This is a genomic window from Actinomadura rifamycini DSM 43936 (genome assembly GCF_000425065.1).
Lineage (GTDB): Bacteria > Actinomycetota > Actinomycetes > Streptosporangiales > Streptosporangiaceae > Spirillospora > Spirillospora rifamycini.
This window is the reverse complement of sequence record NZ_AULB01000018.1, coordinates 130166-147555: the sequence shown is the minus strand read 5'-3', so window position 1 is coordinate 147555 and position 17390 is coordinate 130166. Positions and strand designations below refer to the sequence as shown.

The window sequence follows — 17390 nt, the reverse complement described above, 5'->3', positions numbered from 1 at the left end:
TCGCGTGCCCTCGTGAGGCCGTCTCACGAGGGGAGAGAGCACGTGACACAGCAACTCGCGCGCCCGGCGGCGGGCATCGCCGCCGAGGTCGAGCGGGCCTGCGCCGGGGTGCCGGGGGCCGATCCCGGGCGCGTCCTCGCGGCCGTCCGGTCGGCGGACGGGCTGGACGCCGCCGCCCTGCGGGACCTCGCGATCGGCGAGGCCGCCGCGCTCGTCGCGGCCGACCCCGGCTACGGGAAGGCCGCCGCGCGGCTGCTCGCCGCGAAGATCGCCGAGGAGGCCGCGGCCGGGGGAGCGCAGACCTTCTCCCGGTCCGTCTCCGCCGCGCACGCCGCCGGGCTGCTCGGCGACGGGCCCGCCGCGTTCGTCGCCGCGCACGCCGCCGAGCTGGACGCGCTCGTCGACGACGCGGCCGACGACCGGTTCGAGTACTTCGGCCTGCGCACCGTCTACGACCGGTACCTGCTGCGCCACCCGAGCACCCGGCTCGTCCTGGAGCGCCCGCAGCACTTCTTCCTCCGCGTCGCGTGCGGCCTCGCCGACACGGTCGCCGAGGCCGCCGAGCTGTACGGGCTGCTCAGCGCCCTGGCGTACCTGCCCAGCTCCCCGACGCTGTTCAACTCCGCCGCGCGCCGCCCCCAGCTCTCGTCCTGCTTCCTGCTCGACTCGCCCCGGGACGAGCTGGAGTCGATCTACGAGCGGTACGGGCAGGTCGCGGCGCTCAGCAAGTACGCGGGCGGCATCGGGATCTCGTGGACGCGGGTCCGGTCGCGGGGCTCGCTGATCCGGGGGACGAACGGCCACTCGAACGGGATCGTCCCGTGGCTGCGCACGCTCGACGCGTCGGTCGCCGCCGTCAACCAGGGCGGCCGCCGCAAGGGCGCGGCCTGCGTCTACCTGGAGCCGTGGCACGCGGACGTCGAGGAGTTCCTGGAGCTGCGCGACAACACCGGCGAGGACGCGCGCCGCACCCACAACCTGAACCTCGCGAACTGGGTCCCGGACGAGTTCATGCGCCGCGTCGAGGCCGACGGGGTGTGGTCGCTGTTCGACCCGAAGGAGGTCCCGCACCTCACGGACCTGTGGGGCGAGGAGTTCGACGCCGCGTACCGGGCCGCCGAGGCCGCGGGCGGGTACGTCCGGCAGGTCCCGGCCCGCCGCCTGTACGGGCGGATGATGCGGACGCTCGCGCAGACCGGCAACGGGTGGATGACGTTCAAGGACGCCGCGAACCGCGCCTGCAACCAGACCGCCGAGCCGGGCCGGACCGTCCACCTGTCCAACCTGTGCACCGAGATCCTGGAGGTGACGGGCGACCGCGAGGCGGCCGTCTGCAACCTCGGCTCGGTGAACCTCGCCGCGCACGTCACCGCCGCGGGCGTCGACTGGGAGCGGCTCCGCGCGACCGTCCGCACCGCCGTCCGGTTCCTGGACCGCACCATCGACCGCGGCTTCTACCCGACGCCCGAGGCGGCGACGGCGAACCGGACGTGGCGTCCGATCGGGCTCGGGGTGATGGGTCTCGCCGACGTCTTCTTCACGCTGCGCCTCCCGTTCGACTCCCCGGAGGCGCTCGCGCTGTCCACCCGGATCGCCGAGGAGATCGCGCTGGCCGCGTACGCGGCGTCCGCCGACCTCGCCGAGGCGCACGGCCCGCTCCCGGCGTACGCGGAGACCCGGACGGCGCGCGGCTGGCTGCACCCGGACGCGTTCGCGCACGCGGCGCCGTCCCGTCCGGACGACTGGGCGGCGCTGCGCGCCCGCGTCGCCGAGGTGGGGCTGCGCAACTCGCTGCTGGTCGCGATCGCGCCCACCGCGACGATCGCGTCGATCGCGGGCTGCTACGAGTGCATCGAGCCGCAGGTGTCGAACCTCTTCAAGCGCGAGACGCTGTCCGGCGAGTTCCTGCAGCTCAACGCGTACCTCGTCGACGACCTGAAGTCGCTGGGGCTGTGGACGTCCGAGGTGCGGGAGGCGATCAAGCGGGCGAACGGCTCGATCCAGGGCATCGTGGACCTGCCCGAGGAGATGCGGACGCTCTACCGCACCGCGTGGGAGCTGCCGCAGAAGGCCCTGATCGACCTCGCCGCCGCCCGCACCCCCTACATCGACCAGTCGCAGTCGCTGAACCTGTTCATGGAGACCCCCACGATCGGGAAGCTGTCGTCGATGTACGCGTACGCGTGGCGCAGCGGCCTCAAGACCACCTACTACCTGCGGTCCAGGCCCGCGACCCGGATCGCGCAGACGACCGTCGCGCCGTCCGGCGCCGCGGACGCCTGCTCCCTGGAGAACCCGGAGACCTGCGAGGCGTGCCAGTGACGAACCTGCTCCTCGACCCCGGCATGGACCTGACCCTGCGTCCCATGCGCTACCCCGACTTCTACGAGCGGTACCGGGCCGCGATCCGCAACACCTGGACGGTCGAGGAGGTCGACCTCGCGTCCGACCTGGCCGACCTCGCCCGCCTCACGCCGGCGGAGCTGCACCTGGTGAACCGGCTCGTGGCGTTCTTCGCGACCGGCGACTCGATCGTCGCGAACAACCTGGTGCTGAACCTGTACAAGCACGTCAACGCGCCGGAGGCCCGGCTGTACCTGTCGCGGCAGCTGTTCGAGGAGGCCGTGCACGTCCAGTTCTACCTGACCCTCCTCGACACCTACCTGCCCGACCACGACGAGCGCGCGAAGGCGTTCGCGGCGATCGAGCACATCCCGTCCATCCGCGCGAAGGCCGAGTTCTGCTTCCGCTGGATCGACTCCCTCGGCTCCCTCGACGAGCTGCGCACCGCCGCCGACCGCCGCGCGTTCCTGCTGAACCTCATCTGCTTCGCCGCCTGCATCGAGGGCCTGTTCTTCTACGGCGCCTTCGCGTACGTGTACTGGCTGCGGTCGCGCGGGCTGCTCAACGGCCTCGCGTCCGGGACGAACTGGGTCTTCCGGGACGAGAGCCTGCACATGGACTTCGCGTTCTCGGTGGTCGACACCGTCCGGGCGGAGGAGCCCGGCCTGTTCGACGACGCGATGGCGGCCCAGGTCGTCCGGATGCTGGAGGAGGCCGTGGACGCCGAACTGGCGTTCGCGCGGGACCTGTGCGGCGACGGCCTGCCGGGCATGAGCGCCGACGACATGCGCGGCTACCTGGAGTACGTCGCGGACCGGCGGCTCGCCCGGCTCGGCATCCCCGCCCGCTACGGCACCCCGAACCCGTTCGCGTTCATGGAGCTCCAGGACGTCCAGGAGCTGTCGAACTTCTTCGAGCGGCGGGTGTCGGCCTACCAGATCGGGGTGGAGGGCGCCGTGGCGCTCGACGAGGAGTTCTGAGAGCCTTCGTCCCCGTCGCGGGGGCGGTGGTTCGCGGCCCGTGGCGCGATGTCGGCGGCGGGTGCTTGGGTGCCCCCATGGACTCCGAGGAACTGCTGGCGACCGTGTACGGCCTCCTGGAGGCGGAGACGGGCGACCTGACGTGCGATCAGCCGGGCCACCGGGACGGCCACACCTGCGTGCTCGTCACCGACGGCGGCATCCTCGTCCCGGACGACAGGCTCACCGAGCGGTACAGCCGCGTGTACTGGAGGGACGCCGAGCCGCCCATGGCGCTTCCGGAGGGCTGCGACTGGGACTCCGCCTGGGCGCGCGGCAGGCGGGCGGTCGCGGTCGGGCAGGACGCGGACGACCGGATCGTCGTCGCCGTCGCGCGCCGGACGGTCCCGGAGTTCGTCGAGCCGCCCGCGGAGCTGCCGTGGCCGGAGCGGCTGCACGCGCTCACGGGCGGCCCGCCGGAGCCGGTCCCCGCGCCCGACTGGGCGGCGGTCGAGGGGCGGCTCGGCGCGCCCCTGCCGGGCGACTACAAGCGGCTGGTCGAGCTGTTCGGCTGCAAGGGCGCGTTCAACGGGTTCTACGTGGTGTTCCCTCCGGACAAGCTGATCTGGCACACCGAATACGGGTTGGAGCTCGGTGGGGAGCACCCGCCGTTCCCGGCGCCGGGCGGGCTGATCCCCTGGTCGAACAACGAGCACGAGCAGACGTTCTGCTGGATCACCGAGGGGGACGACCCCGACCGGTGGCCCGTCTACGCGGTGGACAGCCTCGACGAGGGCACCCGGTTCGACTGCACCGCCGCGGAGTTCCTGTACCGGGCGATGACCGAGGAGGGGCACCCGTTCCACCTCGCCGCGGAAGGCCCGCGCGGGCACTGGTTCAAGGCGTCCCCTCCTTCGAAGCCCTGACGTCCGCGCCAGGTTCCGAACTTTCCTGTGCGGGCACTCGTTGAAGCATCGAGGCTAGGCCGAGGAGGAAATCGATGCCTCTCATCGACCGCATCACGAAGTTCCTGCGCAGCCCGCAGGGCCAGAAGGCGCGCGCGCAGGTGCAGCGGGCCGCGCGCGACCCGCGCAACAAAGCCAAGATCCAGCGTCTGCTCGCGAAGTTCCGCGGCGGCGGGCGCGGCACCGGTGGGCACGGTCCGGGCGGGGCCGGTGGTCATCGAGGGTACTGACACGGCAGGACGGCCGAGCAGAGGCCCGCTCCCGGGGTTCCCGGGGCGGGCCTCTGCTCTTGCGATCTCATTGGTGTTGCTTGATGGACGTAACTGCAACATGTTTGCAATAGTGGCGCCATGGCCGACTACACGCTTCCCGACCTCCCCTACGACTACGCCGCCCTCGAACCCGCCATCACCGGCGAGATCCTGGAGCTGCACCACGCCAAGCACCACGCCGCCTACGTGAAGGGGGCCAACGACACGCTCGAGAAGCTCGCCGAGGCGCGGGACAAGGAGCAGTTCGGCGGGCTGGTCGGCCTGGAGAAGACGTTCGCGTTCAACCTCTCCGGGCACGTTCTGCATTCGATCTTCTGGAACAACCTGTCGCCCGACGGCGGCGACCGTCCGGACGGGGAGCTGGCCGCCGCGATCGACGAGCACTTCGGGACGTTCGACGCGTTCCGCAAGCAGCTCACGGCGGCGACGTCCACCGTGCAGGGCTCCGGCTGGGGCGTGCTCGCGTGGGAGCCGCTCGGGAGGCGGCTCGTCGTCGAGCAGGTGTACGACCACCACGGCAACGTCGGCATGAACACGACGCCGCTGCTGGTCTTCGACGCCTGGGAGCACGCGTACTACCTGCAGTACCGCAACGTCCGCCCGGACTACGTCGAGAAGCTGTGGTCGCTGGTGGACTGGACGGACGTCACCGCGCGGTTCGACGCCGCACGGGGCTCGTCCTGACCCCGTAGACGGCGGCGCCCGGACGCGGGCCCGCCCGGAGGCGGCGTTCACCCGGCCGGGATCGTGCTCAGAACCTTTCCTCGCGGCCGGGTGAGCGCCGCTTCCCCTTGCCGGGGGCCCGGGGCGGGGCGGGCGCGGTTGGGCGGGGGCACAGCCCGCACCCGTCCGGCACCTTGCACGGTCACCGTTCCGGAGGCCCGATGCCGCGGCACACCCGCGCCGACCATAGGGTTTGCCCCATGACCGGCGAGTACCTTTTCTGGGAGAACGTCCCCACGCGGTGGAAGGACAACGACGTCTACGGGCACGTCAACAACGTCGTCCACTACTCGCTGATGGACACCGTCATCAACGAGTGGATGATCCGGACCGCCGGGTTCGACCCCGTCGCGTCCCCGTCCATCGCGCTCTGCGTCGAGTCGCACTGCGAGTACAAGGCCGAGGTGTCCTTCCCCGACACGATCAAGGTCGGGATGCGCATCGGGAAGCTCGGCACCTCCAGCGTCCGCTGGGAGATCGGGATGCTGCGCGCGTCCGACGGCGCCCTGATCGCGCAAGGGCACTTCGTGCACGTGTTCGTCGACCGGACGACCCGCCGCCCCGTCCCGATCGCCGGTGCCGTCCGCACCGAGATGGAGAAGCTCACCGTCTGAGGACGGCCCGCACCCCGACCGTGAACGGAGAACCCGCATGACCGCGACGCGCACCGCCGTCCTCGTCGAGTCAGGACGCCCCGCCCCCTACGCCGAATCGCGCCCGCTGGAGGTCGCCGAGCTGCGGCTCGACCCGCCCGGTCCGGGCGAGCTGCTGGTGCGGGTCCGCGCCGCGGGGCTCTGCCACTCCGACCTCTCGGTGATCAACGGCTCCCGGCTCCGCCCGCTGCCGATGGCGCTCGGGCACGAGGCCGCGGGCGAGGTCGTCGAGGCGGGCGAGGGCGCGGAGTTCGCCCCCGGCGACCACGTCGTGCTCGCGTTCGTCCCGGCCTGCGGGCACTGCGAGCGCTGCGTCGCCGGACGTCCCGCGCTGTGCGGGCCCGGCGCGCGCGCGAACGGCGCGGGCACCCTGCTGAGCGGCGCGCACCGGTTCGCCGCGCCCGACGGCACCCGCCCGAACCACCACCTGGGCGTGTCCGCGTTCTCCGAGTACACGGTCGTGTCGTCGCGCTCGGCGGTGAAGGTCGACCCCGACCTGCCGTTCGACATCGCCGCCCTGTTCGGCTGCGCCGTCCTGACCGGCGCGGGCGCCGCGCTCTACAGCGCGGACGTGAAGCCGGGCGACAGCGTCGCCGTCCTCGGGCTCGGCGGCGTCGGGCTCGCCGCGCTGCTCGCCGCGAAGGCCGCGGGCGCCGCGACCGTCGTCGCCGTGGACGTCGTCGAGCACAAGCGCGACCTCGCGTCCCGCCTCGGCGCCACCCACGCCGTCGCGGGCGGCCCGGACGCCGTCGAGGCGATCCGGGACGCCACCGGCGGCGGCGCCGAGAAGGTCATCGACACCACCGGCGTCGTGCCCGTCCTGGAGCAGGCGTACGCCGCGACCCGGCCGGGCGGGACGACCGTCACCGTCGGCCTCCCCGACCCGGGCAAGCCCGTGACGCTGCCCGCGCTGAGCCTCGTGGCGGAGGAGCGGACGCTGAAGGGCAGCTACCTCGGCTCGTGCGTCCCGCGCCGGGACGTCCCGCGCTTCATCGGCATGTACCGGACGGGGAACCTGCCGGTGGACGCGCTGCTGTCCGACCGCCTCACCCTCGACGACGTCAACGCCGGGTTCGACCGGCTGCACAGCGGCGAGGCGGTCCGGCAGGTGATCACTTTCGGTTGAGCAGGGAGTGCCGGCGGCTGTAGAGGAAGTAGACCGCGCACCCCAGCGCGAACCAGGCGCCGAACCGCGCCCACGTCTGCCACTGCAGGAACGTGATCAGCCACACCGAGAAGACGACGCCGACCAGCGGCACGACCGGCATGCCCGGCGTCCGGAACTCGCGGGGGAGGTCCGGGCGCCGGTACCGGAGGACGACGACGGCGATGCAGACGACGATGAACGCCAGCAGGATCCCGATGTTCGTCAGCTCCGCCGCCTCCGCGATCGGCAGGAACCCGGCGATCAGCGCCGAGCCGATCCCGACGATCCACGTGATGCGGGTCGGGACGTGCCGGACCGGGTGCGTCTTCGCGAACCACCGGGGCAGCAGGCCGTCCCGGCTCATCGAGAACCACACGCGGGTCGCGCCCATCATGAACGTGAACAGCACGGTCAGCACGCCGAGGATGGCGCCGACCGCGATGACCGCGCCGACGGCCTCCAGCCCGACCGAGTCGAACGCGGACGAGAACGCGGCCTCGCCGTCGATCTCGCGGTAGTCGACCATCCCGGTCAGCACCAGGCACGCGAGGACGTACAGGACCATCGCGATCGCCAGCGACAGCAGGATCGCCTTCGGCATGTGCTTGCGCGACTCCCGCGACTCCTCCGCCGCCGTAGAGAGGGCGTCGTAGCCGAACACCGCGAAAAAGACGGTCGCCGCGCCGGTGAACGCGCCGCCCCACCCGAACGGGAAGAACGGGTCGTAGTTGTCGGACTGGATCTTGAACACGCCGACGACGACCACGAGCAGGACGATCCCGACCTTGAGGTACACGAGCGCGGTCTCGAACCGCGCCGCGTTCTTCATCCCGAGGTTCAGCACCCACGCGATGAGCAGGCACAGCAGCACGGCGAACAGGTTCACCTTGTAGCCGCCGCCCGCGACCCCGTCCGGTTCGGTGCCGGGCGCGCCGCTCATCCACAGCGGCAGCTCGACGTTCATGAATTCGAGCAGGTCGTTGAAGTACCCGGACAGCCCGATCGCGACGACCGCGACGATCGCCGTGTACTCCAGCAGCAGGTCCCACCCGATCGCCCACCCGGCGAACTCGCCCAGCACCGCGTACCCGTAGGTGTACGCGGACCCGGCCTTCGGGATGAGTCCGGCGAACTCGGCGTACGAGAACGCCGCCGCGGCGCTCGCGATCCCCGCCACCAGAAACGAGATGAGCACCGCGGGCCCGGCCTTCTCGTTCGCGACCGCGCCCGCGAGGGAGAAGATGCCCGCGCCGATGATGCCGCCGACGCCGATCGCGGTGAGCTGCCACAGCCCGAGCGTCCGGCGCAGCCCGGAGGTCTCGGTCTCGTCCTCGATCTCGTCGATGGGCTTCCGGCGGACCATCCCGCGCAGCACCGTCGTCATGCGGCACCTCCTCGACCGGAGGAGTCCCTTCCCGGCGTGATCAACGTCGAACCGGGCGCCCCATAACGATCGGGCCTAAGCCCTGTAAGGGAAGAATCCTCCCTCACAGGGCTCGGGCGGGCGCGGGTCAGGACGCCGCGGGTTCGACGGCCGTGTTCTGCCCGGCGACGATCTTCCACCCGTCCGGCCCCCGCGCGATCACGTACAGCGTCGCGCCGTGCGCGCCCTCGACGGGCGCGCCCGCGGCGTCCGTCGGCTGCTGCGCCACGTTCACCGCGATCACCTCGGGTGCGATCTCCAGCATCTTCACGACGTCGTAGCGCGCGTACGCGTCGCTGAGGAAGCCCTCCATCGCGGGGGCGCTGAACTCCTCGATCGCCGCGCGCCCGTCCAGCCGGGTCCCCATCGCGTTCGACCAGGACGTCCGTTCGGCGAACTGCGCGGCGAGCGCCGCGGCGTCCTTGGTGTTGAACGCCCGCTCCAGCGCCTTCACGACGCCCGCCACCGCGGCCCGCGTCTCGTCCGAGACGTCCCCCACCAGAAGAACGTTGTCAGCCATATCCGTGCCTTTCTCTCAGGAGCGGCGGTGATCACCGCCGGGCACCAGCCAACAACCTCGACCAAGGTCGAGGTCAAGGGCGCCGGGATGACGACCTGCGCTGCGGAAACCCGGCGGCGCTCCGGCGGCCGTCGTACGCGGGGCGTGCGCCCGTGGGACCGGGGTCCCGAACGGCGTCCGCGCGGTTACATCCGCGGGTACTGCCGGACCGCCGAACCCGGCTCCTACCGTCCAGAGCACGACGCCCCCCGACGAAGGAGTACCGATGAAGCACGCGAAGCTCCTGGGCATGGCCGCTGCCGCCGTGGTCGGCGCCACCGCGCTGCAAGCCCCGGCACCGCAGGCCCCGGCGCAGGCCGCCCGCACCGCGCCGGTCATCGAGATCGAGGCCCGCGACGGCGGGTTCACCGCGCCCGCGACGCACACCGCCGGCCCGACGTCGTTCCGGGTCACCACCACCGCGACCGCCGAACTCGGCAGCATGATCGGACTCGTCCGGCTGCACCCCGGCACGTCCCCCGCGACGTTCGCCGACCGCCTCGGCAAGGTCTTCTCCGACGACCCCGAGGTGGCGGTCCCCGCCGGGAACGCGCTGATGGACGAGGCCGACCTGCTCGGCGGCGCGCAGGCCCACCCCGGACGGGCCACGACGTTCACCGCCCGCCTCCGCCCCGGCACCTACTACCTGGTCGACTACCTCGATTTCGAGGACGGCGCACCGCCCGGCCCCGAGGCGCTGCACGCACTGACCGTCCGGCGCGAGCGGCACCGCGGGCACGCGCCCCGCCCCGGCGCGTTCGTCGGCATGTCCCGGACGCCGTCCGGCCCCCGCTTCCACGTGGCGCCGCGGCTCAGGGCGGGCGCCCCCATCCTGCTGACGAACCGCATGCGGCAGGTCAACGAGGCGATCTTCGTGCCCGTCCGTCCGGGGACCACCCGCGACGACCTCCAGGAGTTCTGGGACGCGGCGGAGAGCGGCGAGTGGATCGAGCCGCCGTTCGCGGGCGACCCGGTCGGCACCCCGCCGCTGTCGCACGGCACGTCCGTCATCCTCCAGGCGCCCCTGGAGCCCGGCGAGTACGCGCTGATCACCTGGGTGACCGACCTGACCGACGGCCGCCCCCTCGGCGCCAAGGGCCTGCACGCTCTCGTCACCGTGAAGTGAGCGCCCGCACGAGCGCTCCCACCGCCTCCTGGCCCCGCACCCGCGCGCACCGTTGGCCGTCGCCCCGCTGAAAGATCTCGAAAGGGGCGAAGCGGCAGATACGTTGGACCCTCACGTCGGCGTGAGAGGCGACGCGGAGTGGCGGTGATCATTTGCACGCGGCCCGCGACCGGCTCGACGTCCCCGTCGGCTCCGCCCCCCGCCTCGACCCCGCCGCCCCGTCCGACTGCGAGAGGGTGACATGACGGACCCGGAGTTCGACGCCGAGGCGTCGACGGCCGCGCTGACGGCGGTCGGGGAAGCGATCGTCGGCAACGCCGAGCACCAGGACGGCTGGGCCGCGCTGAGCCTCGTCGCGACGTTCGGCGGCGGCACCGAGTCCATGTTCGGGTACGTGTACTTCGACGACGGGTCCTGGGAGGCCCGCACCCCGAAGGGGTGGGACGTCCTGGACGGCCTCGGCGCCCTGCGGGAGGCGATGGCCGTGCCCGGCGAGCCCGGCTGGAAGGCGTGCCTGCTCCAGCTCAGGCGGGCCGACCTGCGGCTCGGCATCGACGTCGAGTACGACGACGCCGAGCGCTGGAAGGTGCGGCCGGACGACCTGGAGCGCTCGGTGGAGCGGCTGCGGCCCGCCTGACCCGTCAGTCCGCCGGACGGACGGGCTGGCGGAGGACCGTCCGCCACTTGGCGGGCTCGGTGCGGCGGTGGTCGCCGAGGTAGATCTCGTGGTGGTGCCCGGCCATCCGCAGCCCGTTCGCGGCGAGGTACGTGTCGTGCAGTTCGGCGAGGACGGGCCCCTCGTCGTCGTACGGGCCGACGTGCAGCACCTGGGCGCACGTCCCCTCGTGCAGGGTCTCGCGGCGGACGTCCTCGATGGTCGGGAGCTTCTTCTTCGCGAGCGCGGCGGCCCTGGCGGCGTCGATGAGGTCCGCGGTGATCCAGTCGGGCTGGCTGATGAGCATGCGCCAGTTCCAGGCGTCCTTCTGCCGGGCGACGAAGACCTCCGGGCGGTCGGACCACCACAGCCCTTCGAGCGGCCCGACGACGAAGTCGCGGTCCAGCTCCCGCTTGCTGGTGAACTTGATCGTGTAGGCGACGGAGTAGAGGGCCTCGACGGCGCGCGCGTAGTCGGCGCTCGTGTTGGGGTCGCCGTGCCCGTCGACGGCGAGGAACTGCTGCGGCGGCACCTCGACCAGCTCCCAGCCGGTGTTCCTCGGCGCGTAGAACCGCTTGAGCTCGCGCTTGACGTCGTAGCGGGTGACCGTGGTCATCGTCCGTCTCCGTTTCCGGTGGCTGCGTCGCCGAGTTCCGCCCGGTAGCCGTCCAGCCAGCGCCGTTCGGCGTCGAGCTGGCCCAGCGAGTAGTCGAAGATCGCCCGGACGAACGGGGGCGTTCCGGGCTGGGCGTCGCGGGCCGCGCGGACCGCGGCGATGCGCTCCGCGAGCGCCGCGGCCCGCCGGTCGAGCGCGTCCCGCACCCGGCCGGGCTCGATGACCGGCTGGTTCGCCAGGCCGACCAGGACGGGCGGGTGCACCGGCCGCAGGTCGGCCAGCGCCGCTTCGGCGGCCCGCGCGCACGCGCGCCGCCCCTCGTCCGTCGGCCCGTACACCCGGCGCGCCTTGCCGCGCGCCGGGCGCTCCGCCGCGACCTCGGTGATCAGACCGCGGTCGCGGAGCCGGGTGAGCAGGTAGTAGATCGAGCTGAACCCGATGTCGGTCCACTCGCGGACGCCGCGGGCGGCGATGACCTCCTCCAGTTCGTAGCCGTGCCGCGGCTTCTCCACGAGCAGCCCGAGCAGCGTCAGCTCGGCGGGCGTCGGTTCCTCGGCCATGGTGACTATCCTAGTACTAGGATAATCGGTCGTGCGGGTCAGCAGCGGACGAGCAGGAGCAGTTCGCCGGCCGGTCGCGGCTCCTCGTTCCACGTCTGGAGGGCGATCAAGCCGCGCACGGCCCTGGTGAGGAGGGCGGCGATGTCGTCGTGGCCGGTCTCGCGGAGCATGACGGCCGCGGCGAGCAGCTCGATGCGGGCGCAGCCGAGGTCCTCCTCGTCCAGGGGCAGGACCCGGGACAGCATCGGCTCCACCAGCGACCGGGCGTGCTGGACGAGCCGCGTCGCGCCGGACAGCCTCTCGGTGGGCGCCTGGGGGAGGGCGGACGGCGCGGCGAGCAGGTCGCACGCCTCGCGGAGCGGGGCGCCGACCATGTCGATCGTCGGCGGCTCCGGGTCGGCGGCGATGGAGGCGAGGAAGGCGTCGAACCCGTGGTCGTTCCCCCGGACGGGGGCGGTCGGCCATGCGGCCAGCAGGCTCCGGTAGGCGGTCACGAGGTCCTGCCGCTGCTCGATGTCCCGACCGATGGCGTTCTGGTGGAAGGCCCGATCGAGCGCCGCCGCGGAGGCGGACACGTACTCGGCGGCCCGCCGGCCGAGATGGCCGGGGTCGGTGAACAGCTCGTCCAGGAGGCGGTCCTGCTCGAGGACGTCCTGGAGCGTGCGGCCGAGGTCGAGGTCGAGGCCCGGCACGCGGACGCGGTTGCGGTACCGGCCGGCGACCAGGGTCCGCGTGGAATCCCGGACGAGTTCGTCGTCGGCCTCGCCGTCGTGGGCCCGGAGGAGGTCGCGGACCCGGGGCAGCGCGAGGTCGAAGTCGCGGACGCGGTCGAAGTCGTGCATGAAGCCGAACGTGCTGGCCCGGTTGCGGAGGTGCAGGCGCAGCACGTCCAGGATCCGGTCGAGGGGGCCGAGGTCGAAGCCGGCGCCGCCCGCCCCGGCGACGAGGTCGTGGACGAGGCGCAGTGTCCTCTCGCGCAGTTCGCCGAACTCGTCGGCGAAGGCGCGGACGTCGATGGTGCGGGCGCCCGTGCGGTGGCGCTCCGCGAGTTCGACGGCGCCGTCGAGTGCCCGTGCGAGGGAGACGAGCATCGCGGGGACGTGCAGGTACGGGGAGAGCCGGTCGAGCGAGCGGGCACGGTCGAGGGCGGAATCGGCGAGGGGGGACGAGTCTCGGCGGTGTGCGTACGCCCGGTCGCGGGCCAGGACGCGGTCGAGTGCGTCGTCGATGTCGCCGTCGAGGGCGGAGTCGAAGGCGAGGTCGAGATCGGCGCCGACGTAGGGCGCCACCTTGCGTGCCGTCTCGATGTTCCGGGCGAACGCGAGCGTGAGGGAACGCCGCGTCCAGACGGGCTGCGGGGCCCTGATGGCGGGGACGGCGTTCACGGCGCGGGCCAGCGCACGCGCCATGACGAGCGTGACGAACACCCGCAGGACGGGGAGCAGGTTGTCGGCGTCGGTTCCGAAGTCGTCGCTCTTCAGCCTCTCGAACAGCTCCGCGTAAGCCTCGATGCGGGCGGGATCGGGGGGAGCGAGGGCGAGGCGCAGGTACGGCGACGTCCGGCGGCAGTCGCTCAGGAGGCACTGATGCACCTGAACGGACGTCAGCACGTACGGCCAGAAGACGACGGACGGGACGTACCGCAGGACGCCGGTGTCCGTGCGGACCCAGACGCAGCGGCCCTCGGTGCCGGACACGAGGCCGATCGCCGGGTCGTCGAGTTCGTCGCGGGTCGGCAGCCGGTAGGTGGTGCCGTCCTCGAACAGCCCGTTGAGCCACGTGACGAACCGGTCGGCGTCCTCGGCCCACGTGCCCGCGACCGGTTCGCCGGGCGGGCGGTCGTCCAGGTGCTCGGGATGGTGGCGGCCCTCGGCGCGCTCCGACTGCAGGAACAGCGCGTACAGCTCGTGCGTGACCGGACGGGCGCAGACGGCGGTGTCGTCCGTCAGCCGGATCGTCTCGCGGAGGGCGCGGGCGGCCTTCACCGCGGTGATCAGCCGCTGCCGCTCGGGGTCGTCGCCGGCATCGCGGACGAGCATGTCCTCCAGCGACGCGCGGAGCGCGGGGTCGAGGCTGCGGGCCTCCTCCGCGCAGTCGAACGCGAGGGCGAGCGCCCGCGCCGTCCCGGACTCCAGGCAGGCCGCGACGACCGGGGACGCGTCGGCGTCCGCGGCCCACAGGAGCGTCGCCTCGCGCCACCACGGGTCGTCGACGCCGTCGACGAGTTCGGCGGGGCGGTCGCCGAGCAGCGCGGCGCCGGCGAGGTACTCCTGCAGGGTGAGGTGCGCGAACGCGTAGCGGCCCTGCTCGCGCTCGACGAGCAGCCCGCTGCGGCCGACCTCGGCGAGGAAGTCCTCCGGGGCCAGACCGGCGGCCGCGCGCCGCACGTCGCCGTCGATGGCGGCGCAGGCGTCCGCGACGCTGATGTCGCGGACCTTGCGGCGCATCATCGCGAGGGCGAGCCGCTGCACGATGTGCTCCTTCTGCGGGCCGCGCAGGCCGGTGCGGTCGGGGAGGCCCTTCTTCTCCTGCCGGCGGTGCACGAGGACCTCGCACATCTCGCCGTACAGGGCGGCGCGGCTGCCGGGGAGCGCGTCCCGGTACCGGTGCACGTTGGCGATCATGGTGAGCAGGAGGGGGTTGGCGGCCAGGTCGTAGAGGGCGGGCCGCTCGCGGAGCCGGCCGATCAGGTCGTCGGCCTTCTGCCCGGCCTGCTGCTGGACGCGCCTGCCGGTCGTCCCCTGCGCCCGGCACTCGATCGCGTAGTACCAGTTGTGCAGGAACCGGCCGATCTGCTCGCCGGTGAAGCGGCGCACCTGCAGCACGTTCACCGACGGCAGCGGGTTCGACAGGTAGCCGTGCGGGCGGGACGTCAGCAGGACGTGGTTGCCGGGGAAGCGCTCGATCTGCCGCCGCGTCCAGGCGACGACGCGGGCGCGCTGGTCCGCGTCGGCGACCTCGTCGAGGCCGTCCAGCATGACCAGGCAGCGGCCGCGGTCGAGCTGCTGCCGGATCCACGACGCGGGCACCCGCCCGGCCGTCCAGCCCGCGGCGGCGGCGACCTCGGCGAGGTCCGGGGGCTCGTCGGCGAGGATCATGCCCGCGTGGTCGCGCAGGTACAGCAGCACCGGGAGGCGGGCGCGGCGGGACGAGCGCTTCCACGGCCGGGGCCGCCGGCAGAGGTCGAGCGCGGTCTCGCGCATCAGCGTCGTCTTGCCGGAGCCGGGGCCGCCGATGATCGCGAACACCCGCCCGCCGCCGTCGTGCAGGAAGGACGACAGGGCGCGGCGCTCGCCCGCCGCGCCGGCGGGCCGCCCGAGGTGGCCGAGGTACGGTTCGCCCGCGGTGTCCTGGAGCGGCTGCGGCGCCAGGCTGACCTCGACGTACACCTGCCGGAGGCCGAGCGCGAACTCGCCCTGGGTGGCGATGCCGACGGTCTCCATGTCCGCGACGCTGGCGCGGAGCTGGCGCAGGTACATCCGGCGGCGGCCCCGCGGCCGGCCGCCCGCCGCGGCACCGCCGAGCGGCGCGCCGGGGGTGAGCACCTCGGCGTACAGGGCGCCGATGACGGCGAACGCCCACGCCACGTACAGCCAGTTCCAGCTCAGCCTGCCGTCGTCCAGCACCTGGTTGGCGGTGACGGCGCACCCGAGGACGAACGAGGCGAGGGCGACGACGCGCGCGATCGTCCGGGCGGGGCTCACGGTTCTGTCCACGCCGCACATTCAACGACGATTCGGGCCGGTTCGACGAGGGTTCCGGCGGACGGACGGCGCCGGGCGAGCGGCGCGCGCTCACCCGGCGGGTGCTTCGGCCGGTCCGTCCGGCGGGGGCGGGTCAGCCCGCCGCCCGCTTCACCAGGTCGGCGATCCGCTCCTCGACCTCGGGCGTCACCTCGGTGAGGGCGAACGCCGCCGCCCACATCGGGCCGTCGTCGAGCAGCGCCGCGTCGTTGAACCCGAGGGTGGCGTAGCGGGCCTTGAACTTCTCCGCGCTCTGGAAGAAGCAGACGACCTTGCCGTCCCGGGCGTAGGACGGCATCCCGTACCAGAGCTTCGGGGCGAGGGCGGGCGCGTGCTCGGTGACGATGGCGTGCACCCGCTCGGCCATCGCCCGGTCGGACTCCCGCATCTCCGCGATCTTCGCGAGGACGTCCCGGACGGCCTCGGCGGCCTTCTCCTCGCGCGAGGCGCGGCGCGCGGCCTTCTTCTGCTCCGCCGCGTGCTCCTTCATCGCGGCGCGCTCCTCGGCGGTGAAGCCCTTGTAGTCGCTCATGGTCCGGTCTCCTTCTGTCTGTCGGTTCGGGTTCTGTCGATTCGGGGCGCGGCGGGGTCGGGGGCGCGGTCAGGCGCGGTCGCGGACGGGCGCGGGCTCCCACGCGAAGCCGTCCGGGTCGATGCAGGGCTCGGCGCCGCCGACCAGCACGAGCCGGTGCGAGCCGGTGCCCTCCTGGCCGACGCCGGTGTCCTTGGCGAGGGCGCGGCGCGGGTAGAGGGCGAGCGTGACGGCCGACGACGGGGTGTCGAACTCGGCGTACTTGCCGCCGAAGCTCTTCCCGACGGCCAGGCCCCGCGCGACGTAGAACCGCTTGCTGGCCTTGACGTCGGCGACGCCGAGCAGCAGCGCGACCTGGTCGATCTCGGGGGCCGCGGGCGCGGAGTCCTTCTTCTTCGAGGACGCGATCTTGCAGATCGTCCCGTCCGGTGCCTGGATCACGCCGCCGTAGCCCCAGAACGACTTCGCGGCGGGCTTGAGGACCGTGGCGCCGGCGTCGACGGCGGCGGCGACGAGCGCGTCGACGTTGCCGGGCTGGGACGCGACGAGCGACAGCGCGAACCCGCGGAAGCCGGTCGTCGGCTCGGCGGAGGCGCGGACGTCCACGTACGGGGCGAGGCCGGCGGCGGCGTAGAAGGCTTCCGCGGCGGCGGTGTCGGCGGCTTCCAGGGTGACGGACTCGAACGAGGTCATGGCGTGCTTCTTTCCGTGAGGCGGGGGTGTGCGGGGGGTTCAGCGGTCCTGGAGGAGCCCGAGGACGTTGCCGTCCGGGTCGGTGACGGTGGCGACCACGCGCCCCGCGCCGACGTCGTGCGGGGCCTCCCGGACGGCGGCGCCGGCGGCGGTCAGCTCGGCGATCTTCGCTTCGATGTCCGCGACGTGCCAGTAGACGGTCGGGGAGGTCAGGCGCTGCGGCCCGCCGCCGGGCACCAGCCCGATCTGGTGCCCGGCGACCTCGAACCCGACGTAGTAGGACGTGTCGCTCTGCGGCGCCCGGCCGAGCAGGGCGGCGTAGACCGCCTTGGCCCGCGCCAGGTCGCTCACGGGGTGCAGCACCGTCTTGATCCCCAGGACGGGCGAGTCGCTCATGGTCGCTCCTGCCAGGTCGTGGGCC

The 17390-nt window shown here is 73.1% G+C and carries 17 protein-coding genes; 9 read left to right on the top strand and 8 right to left on the bottom strand.

Going from position 1 to position 17390, the window contains the following annotated elements:
- Positions 1-42 precede the first annotated feature (42 nt).
- The 7 genes from H505_RS0118675 (at position 43) to H505_RS0118645 (ending at position 7041) form a co-directional block, all read left to right on the top strand.
- The gene (locus tag H505_RS0118675) at positions 43-2322 is read left to right on the top strand and encodes a ribonucleoside-diphosphate reductase subunit alpha (protein WP_026403210.1); all 2280 of its coding nucleotides are present in this window, start codon (positions 43-45) and stop codon (positions 2320-2322) included.
- Positions 2319-3323, top strand: a complete 1005-nt coding sequence (locus H505_RS0118670) for a ribonucleotide-diphosphate reductase subunit beta (protein WP_233617697.1) — start codon at positions 2319-2321, stop codon at positions 3321-3323. Before H505_RS0118675 ends, H505_RS0118670 begins: the two co-directional genes overlap by 4 nt.
- Before the next feature lie 77 nt (positions 3324-3400).
- Positions 3401-4228, top strand: coding sequence for an SMI1/KNR4 family protein (locus tag H505_RS51065; RefSeq protein WP_051300854.1), 828 nt, complete (start codon positions 3401-3403; stop codon positions 4226-4228).
- Positions 4229-4302: 74 nt separating this feature from the next.
- Positions 4303-4497 carry a hypothetical protein gene (locus H505_RS42770; protein ID WP_034518514.1) on the top strand — a complete coding sequence of 65 codons (195 nt, stop codon included), beginning with the start codon at positions 4303-4305 and terminating at the stop codon, positions 4495-4497.
- Between the two features lie 120 nt (positions 4498-4617).
- Complete coding sequence (locus H505_RS0118655; RefSeq protein WP_026403208.1) at positions 4618-5223, top strand: superoxide dismutase; 606 nt, start codon at positions 4618-4620, stop codon at positions 5221-5223.
- Positions 5224-5462: 239 nt separating this feature from the next.
- Positions 5463-5876, top strand: a complete 414-nt coding sequence (locus H505_RS0118650) for an acyl-CoA thioesterase (RefSeq protein ID WP_026403207.1) — start codon at positions 5463-5465, stop codon at positions 5874-5876.
- 37 nt (positions 5877-5913) lie between these two features.
- A complete protein-coding gene (locus H505_RS0118645; RefSeq protein ID WP_026403206.1) occupies positions 5914-7041 on the top strand; it encodes a zinc-binding dehydrogenase in 1128 nt (375 codons plus the stop codon).
- On the opposite strand, the gene H505_RS0118640 is transcribed toward H505_RS0118645, so the two are convergent.
- Positions 7028-8446, bottom strand: a complete 1419-nt coding sequence (locus H505_RS0118640; protein WP_026403205.1) for an amino acid permease — start codon at positions 8444-8446, stop codon at positions 7028-7030. The two genes, H505_RS0118645 and H505_RS0118640, sit on opposite strands and share 14 nt — an antisense overlap.
- Positions 8447-8573: 127 nt before the next feature.
- Positions 8574-9005, bottom strand: a complete 432-nt coding sequence (locus H505_RS0118635) for an SgcJ/EcaC family oxidoreductase (RefSeq protein ID WP_026403204.1) — start codon at positions 9003-9005, stop codon at positions 8574-8576.
- A gap of 265 nt (positions 9006-9270) precedes the next feature.
- On the opposite strand from H505_RS0118635, the gene H505_RS47795 reads away from it, so the two are divergent.
- Together H505_RS47795 and H505_RS0118625 are read left to right on the top strand one after the other, a co-directional pair.
- Complete coding sequence (locus tag H505_RS47795; protein ID WP_026403203.1) at positions 9271-10170, top strand: hypothetical protein; 900 nt, start codon at positions 9271-9273, stop codon at positions 10168-10170.
- A 241-nt stretch (positions 10171-10411) separates the two neighbouring features.
- Entirely contained in the window at positions 10412-10807 is a 396-nt protein-coding gene (locus H505_RS0118625; protein ID WP_026403202.1) for a hypothetical protein, read from the top strand.
- Positions 10808-10811: 4 nt separating this feature from the next.
- Here H505_RS0118625 and H505_RS0118620 read toward each other — a convergent pair whose 3' ends face one another.
- From H505_RS0118620 to H505_RS0118595, 6 genes are all read right to left on the bottom strand, one after another.
- Positions 10812-11441 carry a GyrI-like domain-containing protein gene (locus tag H505_RS0118620; RefSeq protein WP_026403201.1) on the bottom strand — a complete coding sequence of 210 codons (630 nt, stop codon included), beginning with the start codon at positions 11439-11441 and terminating at the stop codon, positions 10812-10814.
- Positions 11438-12001 (bottom strand): PadR family transcriptional regulator, encoded by a 564-nt coding sequence (locus H505_RS0118615; protein WP_026403200.1) that lies wholly within the window; start codon positions 11999-12001, stop codon positions 11438-11440. Before H505_RS0118615 ends, H505_RS0118620 begins: the two co-directional genes overlap by 4 nt.
- A gap of 38 nt (positions 12002-12039) precedes the next feature.
- Positions 12040-15717: an NACHT domain-containing protein gene (locus H505_RS47790; protein WP_169528843.1), complete on the bottom strand. Its 3678-nt coding sequence runs from the start codon at positions 15715-15717 to the stop codon at positions 12040-12042.
- A 121-nt stretch (positions 15718-15838) separates the two neighbouring features.
- Positions 15839-16276, bottom strand: coding sequence for an iron chaperone (locus H505_RS0118605; protein ID WP_026403199.1), 438 nt, complete (start codon positions 16274-16276; stop codon positions 15839-15841).
- 69 nt (positions 16277-16345) lie between these two features.
- Positions 16346-16969, bottom strand: a complete 624-nt coding sequence (locus H505_RS0118600; protein ID WP_026403198.1) for a VOC family protein — start codon at positions 16967-16969, stop codon at positions 16346-16348.
- 39 nt (positions 16970-17008) lie between these two features.
- Positions 17009-17365: a VOC family protein gene (locus tag H505_RS0118595; protein ID WP_026403197.1), complete on the bottom strand. Its 357-nt coding sequence runs from the start codon at positions 17363-17365 to the stop codon at positions 17009-17011.
- Positions 17366-17390: the final 25 nt, after the last annotated feature.